The following is a 15,183-nucleotide window of genomic DNA, read 5'->3' as shown; positions in this document are numbered from 1 at the left end:
GTCGCCGACTCACACGGGCGGCGACCGAGCACCTGAGCAAGTTCTATATTATAAGCCCTGAAACCCGAGACGGAATCAAAAGCGATTACTCACACTGTTCTTGCGGTGAGAGGGGTAACAGTGGCGGTCACCGAAGCGACGCGGGACGAGGAATCTTCTCAGTTATTTTCCAGTGGCGCGATACCGAACCAATCGGGAAAACGGGAAACCGCGTGGGTGGCCGGTGGTGCCGCACTGCTCGCCGGACTCGTGTTCATGCTCGTGCGAGGCGGCCTCACGGACGACGCCTACATCACCCTCGACTTCGCACGTAATGTGGCCTTTCACGGCCACTGGGGGATGATCCAACAGGAATTCTCCAACACCGCCACCTCGCCGCTGAACGTGCTGGCGCTGGCGGCACTGACCTTCCTGTTACGGCAGCCCGTGCTGGCGCTGGGCGTGTTGTTCGTCCTCGCCAATGCCACGCTGGCCGTGGCGCTACACCGCTCCGCACGGCACAGTGGTTTTTCGCACCTGACCGTGATCCTCGGCACACTGCTGGTGCTGACCAACCCGTTCCTGCTCTCATCGGTCGGGTTGGAGATGACCCTGGCCTCCGCACTGCTGGGGTTGTTGCTGCTGGGGGCCACCACTCACAACCGGGTGTTGTTCGGCGTGGCCGCCGGACTGCTCGCGTTGACCAGGCTGGATCTGGGAATCTTCGTCGTGGTGCTGCTGTTGGGCCGCCCCGCGCTGTGGCAGAAATTCTGGCGTTGGTTGGTGCCTGCCTGCCTCGTCTCACTGCCGTGGTTCGCCTTCAGCTGGCTCGCGTTCGGCTCGGCCGTGCCCGACACGCTGGTACTCAAGCAGATGCAAGAAGCATGGGGCAGTTGGAACTTCGGCAACGGCTTGCGGCTGTACTACGAGGTGTATCCCGCCGCGACCATCGCGGCGCTGAGCACGGTGGCACTCGGGCTGCTCGCGCTGCCGGTGTGGCTGGTGACACGATCGCTGCGCAACACCGCGGCGCAGCGGCTGCACCCCTGGGCGCTCATGGGAGTGGGCGGGGTCGCGCACTTCTACGCCTACACCACGCTCGGGGTGCCGCCGTACCACTGGTACTACGTTCCGAGCATGCTCGGGCTCACGGTCTTCCTGGCGGGCGTGATCGGAGCCGTCACGGCGGTGGCCGCCCGAAACCGCCGGCGAATTCCGATGCTGGCAGCCACAATTGCGGTGGCCTTGGGAACCGCGATGTTCGCCAACCAGGCCAGGGTCGCGATGGAAACCGGAATGCCCTGGCAGCGCGCCACGATCACCACCAACTGGGCGACCCCGGCCGACTACGCCAGGATCGGGAATCTGCTGGAGCAGCGGATCGGCGACGCCACGGTACGCAGTCCCGGCGAGATCGGAACCCTCGCCTACTTCTGCGAATGCTCCATAGTGGACGGGCTGTCCGACCGCGGCATCCTGACCCCCGACATCAACAAGCGCATCGCGGACGCCGGACCGGTTACCGGCACCCTGCTCCGTGCGAATTACCGGAACTTCACTCCCGTGGAGCCGCGAGAGGTGGACTACGTCCTGACCAGGGTAATGGGACGCGGACCCGATCCGGCCTGGAACATCGACTCGCCGTGGACCGAGCCCGCGCACCTCGTGCTCGAAAAGGTGGACCGCTGATCGAAGTTTTCCGCTCGGGTTGTCGGGCTGGTGGCGTGGCTTTCGGCGTTCTCGGAACCGAAAAGACCGATCCCGCTCGGCAACACGGCGGGAAAGCATCAGTGAGATCGTCCGCAGGAACGGAGTTTCACTCGGACGGCGGGCCGGACAGTGGGTTGGGCTGCGGCAGGTGAATATCCCCCTCCTCGGGGCGCAGCCGCATCGTGGCCAGCGCCTTCTGCGGCAGCTCCGGTGCGAACAGCGCCGCGAGATCCTCGGAGATCGCGGCGCCACCCCGCTGTCCGACACGTGCGGCCACCGCCGAGACCGCCTCGCGCACGATCCGCCACGCCACCGCTCCCGACAAGGCGCACGAACGCTGGAGCAGCAACACCACCTCGGCCAGGTTCGCCTGCAACGTGGCGTGGCACATCTTGGCGCGCAGCACCGCCGTATCCTCGGTACTCGTGACTCCCGGCCGCGTCGTGGGCACCTCGTATCCCGCCGCACGCAGTCGGCCCGGATGCACCCGCACCCCGGCGAAATCGCGCAGCAGCAACCGGACCGGTCGGTAGGGCCGCACCACGACCAGGGTGTTCTGCAGATGTGCCTCCACGGCGATGCCGTAGCACGACAGCAGCGGCAATGTGGCGGCAAGCAGCGATTCCGCGTACTCCCGCAGGAACCACCGGCTCGCTTCGGCGCGGGTGACGCGGCCGCGCGACGCCATCTTGTCCACCAGCTCCACCAGCAACGGCTCCCCCGAGACCGGGGAGAATGCGAGTAGGGACGCGGCGGTAACGGCCTGTTCACCCTCGTGGAGCGAGTCCGCGGGGTCCTGGCGCAGCAACGCGGACAGGCCACGCCTGCGTCCGGGCGAGGCCGGCTCGCCTTCCGGCTGTTCGAAGGCAACCCCCGCGAGGTCGGGGACGATCCCCGCACCACTCGCCAGCACCCGATCCTCGGCGAACAGTTTCCGCAACAACGTGCCGACCACGGGCCCGTCCCGGGTGCTCTCCGGCGCGATGGTGCGCCTGGCCGAGGTCAACAGCACGTCCAGCGCCGTTTTGACGGTCAGCCGTTGTCCGTGCCTGCCGGGACGATCGGTCACCAGGGTTCGCACCGAGAGGGTGGGTCTGCACGGCAGCCGCGGCTCGTCGAGCAGCAGCAGCGCGCCCGAGGCGAGCTCGGCGGAGTACTCGCGCGGCACGACGTTGCGCGCCTGCCAGGGATGCAGCGGAATCAGCGGGTAATCCGAAGGATCAACACCCCGTTGGAGCAATTCCCGGTGCGTTCCGGCCGCCAACACCGGAAAGTGCTCGGCGAGCAACTCACCGACCGAACGTCCGGATTCATCCCTTGTGGACATCACGAGACCGCGCCACACCGCCGCGAAGCGCAGCTCGACCACCCGCCCGGATTCGGCGGTGTAACGCGTGGAATCGGCGACGGAGAAACCGTCCCGCACCTTGCCGCAGGGATGCGTGTTGTGCCCCTCAACGGTCAGCGCGTCCAGTTCGAGCGTGACCTCGCCCGCCGAGCGCCGGAACGCCAGCGTGGACAGCAGACCGTTGGTGCCGAGACCGGCCGCCCGAAGAGCCACACTCGTCGACCTGCGCCGCACCGTCGCGCGGGACAGCGCCAGATTGCGGGCGGAGTCGGCGAGTTCGTGCCGTAGCCTGCTCCAGCCGTCGGCCTCGGTCCCGGGCCGCAGTACCTCGATCAGCTGTCCCGGCCGTTCCAGTTCGACGACCGCGGCACCGTCGTCGAACAGCACCGGCCCGTGTACCCGAGACAACCCGAACGGTGAACCCGCCGAGCACACCGTGACGAGCGTGCCGCCGTTCAGCCGCACCAGCACCAGCTCGCCCTCGCGGGACCACCAGCGGATTCGCAGCGCCCCGACAGCACCGCCGGACAACCCCAGGCGGTGTGCCATCGACACATTCGAAGCATCGTCGTTTCCGGAAAGCGGCGCTCGGAGAACCTCCCCGGCGCCGGGCAGCAGTCGTTCCCGCAACAGGGCGGCAAGCGCGTGGTGGGCGGTGTCCCGCCGCGCGAGAGGCAGTTCCGCCAACCAGTCCTCGGCCAACTCTGCGTCCTCGGCACGCAGTTCGCGCAGCACCGCTCGCTCCTCGACGTCCAACGAGCCCGGATCCCCCGGGACGGAGGACTCACCGGTGGACGCGACCCCGCTGGTCATGTCGCTGCCAGCGGGTTCGGAGCGGAAACGTAGCGCTGCTCGGTGACCAGCCCGGCCAGGCGCATCCCCAGCATCGTCTTGAGCCGCCACGGCCGGTTCAGCAACGCCTCGGCGTCGGATTCGCAGGCCGCGGCCTCGTCCCCGTCGGCAGCCGTGGTGCGCAACCGGTCGAAAACGCCCGCGGCGCTCTGCCGCACCACTCGCCACAGCGGTTGTTCCGAACAGCCGGTGGCGGCGGCAGCGGCGGCCACGAGCTCGCCGAGCTGATTGCCGAACAGCGGGAAGTACAGCTTGTCGCGCAACGCCGCGGCATCGGTCCCCGTCAGCGCGGAACCCCGGTGCGGATCGAACTCGTGACCATGTCGTCGCAGCCGCTCGGAGAGCACTCGAACCCCGCCGATGTCCCGCACGAAAAGCCGGTGCGGCAGGCCGTCGCGCAGCACCAGCACGGTGTTCTGCGGATGCGGTTCCAGTGCGATGCCGTAACGCACCAGCAGCGCGAGCAACGGGAACATCCCCAGTCCCAGGTGCAGCCGCAGCCAGCGGCGCGCGGTGTCGAGCGCGGACTCCCCTCCGCCAACCCGGCCGTCCCGTAGTCCGGGGTTCAGTTCGGTCAGCACGTCGGCGAGAACGTTGTTGCCGGTCAGCGGGGAACGGGCGAGCAGAGCCGCCACCGGCAGTGCCACCTCACCGGAGGCCATCGACGCACCCGGGTGCTCGCGCAGCACCGCCGCCAGTGAACGGGCACGTGCTCTGTCGCGTTCCATGTCCCCGGTCGAGTCGGTGGGCCGGTGTCCGGCGGCGGCGAGCTCCCGGCAAACCGCGAAACGCGGTCGGCCCTGCTCGTCCACAGGCGACAGCTCGGGGTCTCGCGTCACGATACGGTCGAACAGCGCGGACAGTTCGGGGCCGTTGTGTACCGCCCCGGGGGAGACCCCGCGCACCGCGCCGGTCAGCCGTATCTCGACGGCGGTTTTGACCTGCAACCCCGGCGGGCGGCCCGGTTCCCGCACCTCCAGCGTGCGCAGCGACATCAGCGGGCGTGCCGGGAGGGTGGTGTGGAGCGCCACAGCGGTTCCGGTGGCGAGGGAACTCCCGTGCAGGTGCGGAATCGCGAATCGCAGCTGGTGCGGGTGTACCGGGATCAACGTGTACGACATCGGGGAAAGTCCCCGGCCGAGCAGCTCCGACTCGGCTGCCTCGGTCGCTCGCGGAAAGGCGGTGTGCAGCTCGCGCCACATCGCCCCGGCCCCGTCGAGCTCGCCGGTGTGGTCGGCGCCGGAGACCGCGTGCCGGGCCACGGCCACCAACCGCATGTCGAACCCGCCCCCGAACTCGGGGGCGTACCGGCGCTCGTCGGCCGCACCGAGACCGATCCTGACCTTGGCCACGGGCTGCATTGGGTGCCCGTCGATCACCCACTGCTCGAAGGCGCTCAGCAGTGAATCGTCGGAGCCGTGGCGCGTGCGCAGCGCGTCGACGAGCGCGGTGAACGGTCGAAGTCGGATGTCCACCACGGACGTCGAATCGCGGAGCTCGCGGGCACGCGCCCGTTCGGCACGCAGCGCACGCGCCAGCCCCGCCACGCTCTCCGCCACATCGGAGCGAAGCCGCTGCCACGCGTCCGGATCTCCCGCGAGCAGCTCCAGCCGCAGCAGCGTGTCGAGCAGTTCGGCGGGGTCGTGCACCGTACGTGGCTCGGCGGCGCCCTCCGAGATCGTGATCGGCCCGGTGGGAGCGAGTCTGCCCGTGGCGGTCACCCGGCCCAGTGGGATACGGACGCCGCACCGGGCGGCGCGTTCGGGATCGAGCAGCTCTTCCCGAACGAGCGCCGAGACCAGCCGGGCCAGCACGACCGGTCGGGCGGAAACGACTCCCGGAGCACGATAGTCGGTGGCGGGCAGGGAGATGTCGTTCCGGACCTCGGCGCCGTCCCGAGGCGCCGCATCCGAGGCGGACGTCACCACCTCCGCACGATCTGCGCTCACTCCCTCAGCGTGATCACTCACCGGATCGAGGGCAACATCCCCGCGCGAACTCACCCGCTTTGCGTAGCGGTACGCACCACGAACCCAACGCGGGAGACCGAGCGAGCGGGCGCGGGGCACACCCGAGCGAGCACCGTCGGGCAAGCACCGCTCGATGTCTCACCGCGGCTGCGGCAGAACTCCGGTGCCCAGGGGAGACTTCGGCTCCCGGGACGGGTTCACCGTGCCGGGGACCGTTCCAGTCTGGCCAGGTCGAAATAGCACCACGCCCAGTGCTCGTCCGGTTCCGCCGAAGCCACGATCGGATGCGTGCACGTCTCGGCGTGCGCACTGGCGTGCCGGTGCGGTGAGGAGTCGCAACACCCCACGTTGCCGCAGTGCAGGCACGTCCGCAGGTGCACCCAGTCGCGCTCGCCGAGCCGCAGACATTCGGTACAGCCCGCCGAAGAGGGCAGTACGGGCTCGATCTCGGTTGCGTGCGGACAGGCCGTGGTCGGATCGACCCGGAAATCCACCGGGGTGCTCGGATCCGGGTAACCAGTGGAACCGAGTCGCCCGAGACGCCGCAGCACGGTGTCCGTCAGCGGGCGGGTCACGGCACCGACCGTGTCGACGATCCGGTCCACCCCGGAAGGCACGAGTTCGTCCGCACCGGCACGATCGGTCGGGCGCACCACGATCGGCGTGTCCGGCGCGAACCGCGCGACCACGGCAGCTATACGGGCGGCCTGCTCACCGGAGTTCTCGCAGACTACCACCAACCGTGCCGTCGCCAGCCCGGCCTCGTGCAGCACATTGCCGTGCGTGGAATCGCCCCGCACCACCCGGTCGACGCGCTGTTCGGCGTCAGCGGCCAGCTCGGGGCCGAGCGTGATCACCACCACCGGAATGTCCCGCGCACGCAACTCGGTGGTCAGCGCGGCGGCTATCTCACCCCATCCCGAGACGATCACGTGTCCTCCCGTGGCACGCTCCGGCTCCACCGACACGGGTTCACCGGTGGGACGTCGCCTTCGCAACACCTCGGCGAACCGCTCACCCAAAGCGGCCAGGGCGGGTGTGAGGATCATCAGTGTCACCGTCACGGCAACCAGTACCTGCTCGCCGTCGGCACCCATTCCCAACGGCTCCACCCCGGCCGCACGCCCCGCGCGCTGCAGCACGAACGAGAACTCGCCGACCTGGGCGAGCAGGAAGCCACCCGCCACAGCCGTGGGCAGCCCGACCCGCAGGGCCAACAACGCGACGCCGCCGGTGATCACCTTGAGCAGCACGACTCCGCAGGCCAGCAGCAGGATCAACCACCACATCCGCAGCACGGCGCGCAGATCCACCAGCATCCCGATGGAGACGAAGAACGTGGCGCTGAACAGGATCTGCAGTGGCAGCACCTCGCCGAGCGCGTGTGAACTGTGCTTGGACTCGCTGACCACGAGCCCGGCCAGGAAGGCCCCGAGCGCCACGCTCACCCCGGCCAGCGAGGTCAACCAGGCCGTTCCCAGCCCGATGGCCACCACTGCCAGCAGGAAGACCTCGGGCGAGCAGGTACGTGCCACGCGTTCCAACAGTGGCGGCATCACCTTGCGCGCCACCACCAGCACCACCACCAGCACCGCGAGCGCGGTGCCCAGCGCACGCAGCAGCTCCAGCAACCCGCCACCGGAGTCCCGGCCGAGCAGCGGCACGAGCAGCACCATGACCACCACGGCCAAGTCCTGGAAGATCAGCGTTGCGATCGAGGTTCCCCCCACCGTCGTCGTGGTGCGGCCCGAGGCGGACAGCACCTTGAGCACGATCGCGGTGGAGGACAGCGCCACTAGCAGCCCCGTGAGCAGCGCCGGCCGCCATTCGACGCCGAAGAGCAGCGAAACCGCCGCGGTGAGCCCGACGGTGAGCACGACCTGCAGCCCGCCGCCGAGCAGCACGTAACGCCTTATCGAGGCCATGCGGTCCAACGAGAACTCGATGCCGATGGTGAACAGCAGCAGCATCACACCGATGTCGGCCGCCGCGCGGACCACCTCGGAATCCGAGACCAGCCCGAGTTGATGCGGCCCGATCAACACCCCGGCCAGCAGGAACCCCACGATGGGCACGATCCGCAGCCGGATGCTGAGGTAACCGATCAGCCCCGCGGCGCACAGCAGCGCCACGATCGGCCCCAGATAGCCGGTCGTCTCCCCGGCAGCGAGCACCATTCGCGCCACCTCGATTCTTTCCGGCCGGAAAGCCCTGCATACGCCAGGCACCGGCAACTCGCACGCGGAAAGGGATCCCGCTCGCCCGCTCCCGCCCACCGGGACCGTCGCTGGCCTGCCGTGCCTCCGGCGAGCATCGCCGGCTTCTCGGATGCGTAGTCGGAGCGCCCACGGGGTAACCCTCCACCACGATCCGCAAGGCACCACCGGAAGGAACGGGAATGGCCAACACCGCTCACTTCATCACGGCGACCGAGGACGACAACCCCGTCCTGACGGTGCGCGACGACCGGGGAGCCGAGGTGACCGAGCTGGAACTGCCACCGACGGTCTCGGAACCGACAGAGGCCGACGACGAGCTGCTCGCCGCGGGCTGGTCACGCAGCGCGGACTGGACCACCGCCGACGACGGTTATGTGGCGCCGGTCGTACCCGCCTGAGCACGTACCTCGAGCCGTCCGCACGAACGAGAAGGAGATCCAGTGACGGCACAACTACCGATACCGGACTACGACGAGATGCCGCTCTCGACCCTGGGACATCGCATCCGCTCCCTGAACGAGGACGAGCTGAGCACGCTGCTGGAACACGAGCGGGCACACGCGGCCCGTGTTCCGGTGATCGAACAGCTGACCGGCAGGCTGCACGAGCTACGAGAGGGCGCGGAGCCCACTCCGGGCCCCGAGGAGGAGCCCTCCGACGTGCCGAGCCACAGCCGTTCGGGTTCGGAGGTGACTCCCGAACCGCCCCGCGGCAAGGGGCGACCGACCGCGCACGGCACCCGATCGGCGACCGGTAAGGGCATCGAACACGAGTGAGGGATACGAGCGGCCGTGGTCGGTGATCGCGCAACCGACAACGTGAGGTGGCGCTCGCCCGGGGGCGTGTCAATTTCTCGCGAAATCGACACGCCCTCCACGCAGGGCCGGGCTCCCACCCCCGTGGGCCGAACTCCCCCCGCCCTCGCAGTAGAACCGAGTGCGGGTTCTCCGGTGCGGCTCTCGCCAGGACGGCGCCGACGTCGTGTAGATCGCTGCCCGATGTCGGGGCTCCCACAGCGAGAGCCGTGCCAGAGGTTCCGCCACCCGACCAGCTACGAAAAGCGAGCCGACGAACTCTCATCATCGCCGGGAAGGAATGCGCAGTGGTTTCACTGGGGTTGGTCAGCGATCCGGATTTCCCCAGCTACGTCGCCGACTCGCTGGCCGAGAGCCTGCCGCGACATCTGCAGGAACGGCTGGAGGAGGCCGAATGGTCGATCGAGGTGGTCCGAGATCCGGTCGCGGCGGGCCGCAGCAACGGTAAGGAGATCCTCGACGCGACCGAACGGCAACGGCGGCTGCACGGCTGGGACTACGCGGTCGGAGTGACCGACCTGCCCCTGCGGCGGGAAGCCCGACCGGTGCTTGCCGACATCGGGGAGGAACACGAGCAGGTCGGAGTGATCTCGCTTCCCGCCCTCGGCGGGTTCCAACCGCACCGCAGGGCGAGACAACTGCTGATAAGCGTGCTGGGCGAGCTCACCGGGGCCAGCGGACGGAGGGACAGCGGGCTGTACAGCCAACTGACCGAGTTACTGGCTCCCATCCGACGGGAACGTGCCGACAGCGATTCGATCGCGGTGCGGTACCGCTCGACGAAGCGACGCGGCAGGCTGCGGTTGCTGACCGGGATGGTGCGCAGCAACACGCCGTGGCGGTTGGTGCTGGGCATGTCCGGGGCACTCGCCGCGGCGCTGGCCACTTCCGTGTTCGGGCTGACCTCGAGCACGGTCTGGCAGATCGCGGACATGCTGGGGTTGTGGCGCCGCAGCGTGATCGTGGTGCTGGCGGTGGCGCTGATGACGACGTGGCTGATCCTCACGCACAAGCTCTGGGAGCACCCGCGCTACACCGCCGATCGGGAGCAGCGGATGCTGTACAACTCCTCCACCGTGCTGACGATCGTTGCCGGGGTGGGCTGTCTGTACGTGGTGCTGTTCGCGGCCAACCTGACGGGGAGCCTGTTCCTGATCGACTCCGAACTGCTGAGCAGCAGCGTGGGCGGAAGCGTCGGAGTCGGCAACTACGTGGGGTTGGCATTGGCTGCCACCTCGATGGGGGTTGCGGCGGGCGCGCTCGGCTCGGGGCTGGAGGACGACGCCACGGTGCGCCGTGCCGCTTACGGCTACCGGGAGGCACAGCGCCGGGCGAGCCAACAACAGGCACGAGAGGAGCAGGAGGAGCAGGAAGCACAGAGTACCCAGGAAGCACAGAGTACCCAGGAAGCACAGGCCAGCCAGGAGGAACGGGCGGCTCAGGAGGAACGGCAGGAGCAGGCCGAGTCGGAGGAGTGGTCCGAAGGGGAGTCGGGCACCGAGCGATGAACCGGAGCGGGCTGGGGCGGATCGGAGAGATCGGGAACGGCTACTTGCGGAGTCGGAGGAAGATCCGGACCGTGATCAACCGCGGATGAGGTCCACCTGGATGAGTTCCTCGTCCAGGACGAGACCGTCGATTGCTTTCCAGGCACCGTCGGCGGTGAGCGCCACACGGCCGAAGCGGGCGGCAAGGGCCAGGCAGGAACGATCTCCCAAGCTCAGGCCGGCCGCTCGGGTGTGCGGATACAGCCGCGCGGCCCTGCGCGCGTCGTCGGCGCCGAACGGTTCGATCCGCAGTCCCGTGGCCACGAGCATCTCGCCGATCTGTTCGGCGTTTCCGCTCTGGAACGCGAGCTTTTGCGAGACCTCCGACCAGTTCACCGCCGAGATCACGGCGCCTGCGGCCAACTGTTCCGTCACGTGTTCGTGGCCGTCTTCACGATAGGTCAGCGCCAACAACGCCGACGCGTCGAGGACGACCATCAGTGCTCGCCCTCGATCTCGTGGAACTCGATCGCCGCCTCGGACCGACGGGTGGCGAGCAGATCGTCGACCACTGAGCCCGATTCCGTTCGTGCGCCGAGCGCCATGTCCTGAATGCGTCGCACCATGTCAGCGCGCGGCTCTATGATGACTCTACTTCCTTCGCTGTATTCGACCAGATCAGTTTCCGGCCCCCAGCCGAGTTCGTGCCGCAGCTGGGAGACGATTGACACTCTTCCCTGCGGAGTGAGCTTTACACTCGCACTTGTCATGGTTCCATCTTAATTGTCATGTCAAATAATCACCTGTACCGAGAACGATCATGAGACACCGTGCACGACACGCCTCCGGGCCCACATCGCTTCGACCCCGCTCACGGACGGTGGCTGGCAGGGGCGGCGCGGCGCCACTCGTAGAGCCGCTCGTGGCTGCGGACCAGCCGCAGGAAGGTCGTCAGCCCGATCCCGCCGACAGCGTTACCGAGGACGGTCCAACCGAAGAACGCGATCCAGGAACCGTAGCCGTACCCCGCACCGGCGTGAATGCCGCCGAAGATGAAAAGCGTGTCCAGCACGGAGTGGTACATGCTCAGGCCCGCCACCAGGAACGCCGTGGCCAGCGAGGCCAGCACTCGGGCGACGTCGTCGCCGGTTCCGATGCGCATCCTGGTCAGCAGCGTCATCGTGCTGCCCGCCAGCACGGACAGCAAAAAGGTGCGCAGATCGAAATCGGACTCGGCGAACTTCTTGCCGGTCTCGATCGCCACCGAGCGCAGCCCCGGGAAGGCGACCAGCACCATCCACATGCTCACCCAGCCGCCCAGGAGGTTGCCCACCAGCGTCGCCAGCCAGAACCGGGCCAACCGCCACCAGCCCGCCTCGCGGGCGAGCACCACGGCGATGGGCACCAGAAAACCCTCGGTGAAGAGCTCGCTGTTGCCCAGCAGCAGCACGATGAATCCGACACCGAAGGCGAGCCCGGCCAACAGTTTGCTGCCGGTGGCCTGTTCGACGGAGAGGAAGGCGAGCACTCCGAGCGCGATCTCGATTCCGGCGATGGTGCCGCTCGCCAGCAGCTCGGGCATGGTCCGGAACAGTCTCGGCCTGCCCCGGGCGACCATGGTGTCGAAAGCGCGTTCGACCTCGTCCTCCCGCAGCGGGGCGTGTCGGCCCTTGGTGTCCGTCCGGGGCTGGTCCTCTTCCGGTTCTTGTTCAGTCATGGCTCTCCGAGGAGTTTCGCTGCTGCGTGTCCTCCAAGACCGATACCCGGACAGCTCGTGCGTGTCCTCCAAGACCGATACCCGGACAGCTCGCGGGGAAACCCGAGCAGCTCGCCGAGAATCACGGCGTTCGAACCGATCGCCGCTCTTGACCCTCGTCCGCGGCTGACTCGGACCCTCGACGGGTCACCGCAACAGCTTGGCCAGTTCCGTCCGGGAACGCACTCCGAGCTTGACGAAGACGTTGCGCAGGTGGTGTTCGACGGTGCGGTCGCTGACGTAGAGCAACTCGGCTATCTCCCGGTTCGTCGCCCCCTCCGCCACGAGCCTGGAGATCTCGGTCTGCCGCGCGGTGAGTTCGTTCACCGGCCCCGGTGAACGCGTGGACACCGAGCGTCCGGTGGCGCGCAGTTCGGCACGCACCCGCCGGGACCAGGGCTCGGCACCGTACTCGTCGAAGATGGTGCCCGCCTCGTCGAGCAGTTCGCGGGCGGCGGCGGGTTTGCGCGCACGCCGCAGCCTGCCCGCGTAGAGCAGTTCAGTCCGCGCCAGTTCGAGCGCCCCGCCACTCTCGCGGTGCGCCTCGATGGCGGCGCGGAACCGCTCGTCGGCATCGGCGGCCCGTTCCGCCAGCAGCGCGTGGCAGCGGTGGGAAAGCGCCATCCGCGTGATGCTGCGGGTGGAACCAACCCAGTGGTCGAAGGCACCGAGCAGCCGCACGGCGTCGTCGCGTTCGCCGCAGGAGACGGCTGCCTCCACGAAGTGCGGGGCCGCCAGCACCCGCACCGCCGGGTTGAAACCGCCGATACCGGAGTCCATCAGCCGCAGCCGGTGAACGGCCCGTACCGGACGGCCGTGCGCGAGCTCCGCGCACGCCGCTGCCCAGGAGTAGAAAGCATCCGGTCTGCCCAGTCCCCGGCTGAGCAGCCCGTGTTCGGTGGCCTGTGCGAGTCGGAGCTCCACGGTCTCCGGTTCACCGCGCAGCGCCGCCACCAGCGCCAGCAGCGCGAGGTGGTCGATCATCCGGTTGCGTTGCCCCAGTGCGCGGGAGAGCCTCACTCCCTCCAGCGCGCTGCTCTCCGCCTCGGCGTAGCGCTCCAGCAACAGCGCCGACAGCGAGACGTAGACCGAGGCCCAGGGCAGCTGCACCGTTTCACCCCGTTCCTCGGCGGTGCGCTGCGCACGAGTGGCCAACCGGTAGGAGACGGCGGGGTCCCCCAGGGTGAACGCCGCGTTCCCCGCGAGGACGAGCGGAGCGGGGGCGGTGGCCCGATCGGCCATTCGAATCACCTCCCGCAGGGCGGGGGCGGCGACCTCGTGCCGCCCCCGGAAGGTCGCCGACATCGCGGTGAAGTTGCGCAGTATCAGCGCGGTGTCGTAGGAGTCTTCGGGGCTTCGCAGCCACTCGGCTCGGGAGGCGAGTTCGTAGTACTCGCGGTAGTCGCCCGTGACGCAGCAGGCGTCGCCCGCCAGCATCAACGCGGTGATCGCGAGTTCCCGATCGGTGTCGAGCAACGCGCTTGATGCCTCGGTGAGTTCGCGCACCGCCGTGGCCGGTTTGCCGTCGCACAGTTCGACACCGCCACGCAACAGGTCACGCATTCCGCGCGGCCCGGCGGAGCGCACGAGCGTGTGGGCTCGGCGAGTCATCGCCAGAGCGCGTCGCGGCTCGCCGCCGGTCCAGGCGTCGTGCCCCGCCGCGAGGATCCGGTTCCCCTTCGACTCGTCGTGGTCGCTCAACGCGGCCGCCCGTTCGTACAGCCGCGAGGCCCTGGCGTACTCACCGGCGCTCTCGGCTTCGCGGGCGGTGCGTTCCAGCTCGGTCGCGAGCCGTTCCGGGGAGTCCGCGCTCACCTCGGCGCGGTGGCGGAGTGCGCGGGTGTGACGACCTCGGCCTTCGAGCCCCCGGGCGAGCGACAACCGGGCACGCCGCAGTTCACCGGGACAGGCGTCGGTTTCCAGGCAGCGCCGCCTGAGTTCACCGGCCGGTCGCGGACCGCTTTCCCCCAATTCGACCAGGCCCGAGCATGTGGCGGTCGACCACGCGTCCGGATCCGCCGCGGCGAGCGGTGCGGCGGCGAGTACATCCTCGTGATCCAGCCTCTCATCCACCACGGTTAGCATGACCAGTTCACGCGCGAGATCGGGCAGGCTCCACAGTCGACGTCGTGTCTCGACGCGGAACCCGCCGTCGTGCGGGGGAACCAGCGGCGACGGGGCGAGTCCGAGCGACTGGGGCGCGGTGAGGGCGCGCGCCAACTCCACCAGGGCGAGCGGATTGCCCTCGGAGCCGGCGACGAGCTCCTCGGCCACCTCGGGAGACGGTGGGAACCGGGCGTGCTCGTACAGCAGGCGCATGCCGTCGGAGAAGTCCAGAGGTGCCAGCCGCGAACTGGGTATCCCCTCCAGTGGTTGCCCCTGGAGCTCGTGGCGGGGCTCGGAGGTCAGCACCAGCAGCGCAGGCAGTCGTTCGATCCTGCGTGCCAACAGTGCGAGCACCCGCAGCGAAGGCGGATCGAGCAGGTGGGCATCGTCCACCCGCAACAACAGCGGGCCGTGGTCGAGCAACCGCCCCAGTTCCCGCCACACCCGTTGCCACACCACGGGCTCGGCCTCGTCCACCTGGAACTCGGGAAGTAGTGGAGTGCCGCGGGGCGGGAAGAGCCGGTTCAGCCCGGCGAACGGGATGTCGCGCTCCGAACGGAGACCGACCAGGTCCAAAGTGGGCAGACCCACCTCGACGGACAACTGTTCGAGCAGCACCGATTTGCCGCTGCCGTAAGCGCCTTCGACCACCATCGCGGCACCGCCGCGCCCCTGCCGGTCGGCCGTGCGACGCAGCGCGGCCAGCACTGAGCTACGGCTGTGCAGCCGGAGGGGCGCCCCGGTTCCCGCGATGATCCCGACCGACATGGCCACAGTGTGAACCGCGAGTAACACCACGAAAAGACGCAACAGGACGAAAATCGACCACGCCGGCCGTATTCGACACGAGGGTCCTCGGTCGCGATCGCCCGAACACTGGTGATTTCACCGATGTGTCCGCCCCGCCGTCCGTCACAGACTCGTCGCGTCCTGTCCGAGAT

11 protein-coding genes are annotated in these 15,183 nt (G+C 68.8%); 4 read left to right on the top strand and 7 right to left on the bottom strand.

The window, feature by feature from the left end:
- Positions 1 to 216: 216 nt before the first annotated feature.
- On the top strand, positions 217 to 1,668 hold the full coding sequence (locus tag ACOQFL_RS19525) for a hypothetical protein (RefSeq protein ID WP_435545641.1): 1,452 nt from the start codon (positions 217 to 219) through the stop codon (positions 1,666 to 1,668).
- A gap of 127 nt (positions 1,669 to 1,795) precedes the next feature.
- Here the strand turns inward: ACOQFL_RS19525 and ACOQFL_RS19520 are convergent, their stop codons facing one another.
- The 3 genes from ACOQFL_RS19520 to ACOQFL_RS19510 form a co-directional block, all read right to left on the bottom strand.
- Positions 1,796 to 3,850: an IucA/IucC family protein gene (locus ACOQFL_RS19520; RefSeq protein ID WP_435545640.1), complete on the bottom strand. Its 2,055-nt coding sequence runs from the start codon at positions 3,848 to 3,850 to the stop codon at positions 1,796 to 1,798.
- On the bottom strand, positions 3,847 to 5,838 hold the full coding sequence (locus tag ACOQFL_RS19515; protein WP_435545639.1) for an IucA/IucC family protein: 1,992 nt from the start codon (positions 5,836 to 5,838) through the stop codon (positions 3,847 to 3,849). Before ACOQFL_RS19515 ends, ACOQFL_RS19520 begins: the two co-directional genes overlap by 4 nt.
- Before the next feature lie 218 nt (positions 5,839 to 6,056).
- Positions 6,057 to 8,036, bottom strand: coding sequence for a cation:proton antiporter domain-containing protein (locus tag ACOQFL_RS19510; protein ID WP_435545638.1), 1,980 nt, complete (start codon positions 8,034 to 8,036; stop codon positions 6,057 to 6,059).
- Between the two features lie 221 nt (positions 8,037 to 8,257).
- Between ACOQFL_RS19510 and ACOQFL_RS19505 the strand changes: the two genes are divergently transcribed.
- The 3 genes from ACOQFL_RS19505 to ACOQFL_RS19495 all read left to right on the top strand — a co-directional run bounded on the left by ACOQFL_RS19505 (position 8,258) and on the right by ACOQFL_RS19495 (position 10,401).
- Positions 8,258 to 8,476 (top strand): hypothetical protein, encoded by a 219-nt coding sequence (locus tag ACOQFL_RS19505; protein ID WP_092629309.1) that lies wholly within the window; start codon positions 8,258 to 8,260, stop codon positions 8,474 to 8,476.
- A gap of 42 nt (positions 8,477 to 8,518) precedes the next feature.
- Positions 8,519 to 8,854, top strand: a complete 336-nt coding sequence (locus ACOQFL_RS19500) for a DUF8129 domain-containing protein (protein WP_435545637.1) — start codon at positions 8,519 to 8,521, stop codon at positions 8,852 to 8,854.
- A 326-nt stretch (positions 8,855 to 9,180) separates the two neighbouring features.
- Positions 9,181 to 10,401: a hypothetical protein gene (locus ACOQFL_RS19495; protein ID WP_435545636.1), complete on the top strand. Its 1,221-nt coding sequence runs from the start codon at positions 9,181 to 9,183 to the stop codon at positions 10,399 to 10,401.
- 75 nt (positions 10,402 to 10,476) lie between these two features.
- On the opposite strand, the gene ACOQFL_RS19490 is transcribed toward ACOQFL_RS19495, so the two are convergent.
- The 4 genes from ACOQFL_RS19490 to ACOQFL_RS19475 form a co-directional block, all read right to left on the bottom strand.
- A complete protein-coding gene (locus ACOQFL_RS19490) occupies positions 10,477 to 10,878 on the bottom strand; it encodes a type II toxin-antitoxin system VapC family toxin (protein WP_435545635.1) in 402 nt (133 codons plus the stop codon).
- A complete protein-coding gene (locus ACOQFL_RS19485; protein ID WP_143013096.1) occupies positions 10,878 to 11,150 on the bottom strand; it encodes a hypothetical protein in 273 nt (90 codons plus the stop codon). Before ACOQFL_RS19485 ends, ACOQFL_RS19490 begins: the two co-directional genes overlap by 1 nt.
- 101 nt (positions 11,151 to 11,251) lie before the next feature.
- Complete coding sequence (locus ACOQFL_RS19480) at positions 11,252 to 12,097, bottom strand: formate/nitrite transporter family protein (protein WP_435545634.1); 846 nt, start codon at positions 12,095 to 12,097, stop codon at positions 11,252 to 11,254.
- 186 nt (positions 12,098 to 12,283) lie between these two features.
- A complete protein-coding gene (locus ACOQFL_RS19475; protein ID WP_435545633.1) occupies positions 12,284 to 15,010 on the bottom strand; it encodes a LuxR C-terminal-related transcriptional regulator in 2,727 nt (908 codons plus the stop codon).
- Positions 15,011 to 15,183: the final 173 nt, after the last annotated feature.

This window comes from Actinopolyspora sabaoui (genome assembly GCF_051225635.1).
Taxonomy (GTDB): Bacteria; Actinomycetota; Actinomycetes; order Mycobacteriales; family Pseudonocardiaceae; genus Actinopolyspora.
Note: the sequence above shows the minus strand (reverse complement) of the source record. Positions and strands in the feature narration are given on the sequence as shown.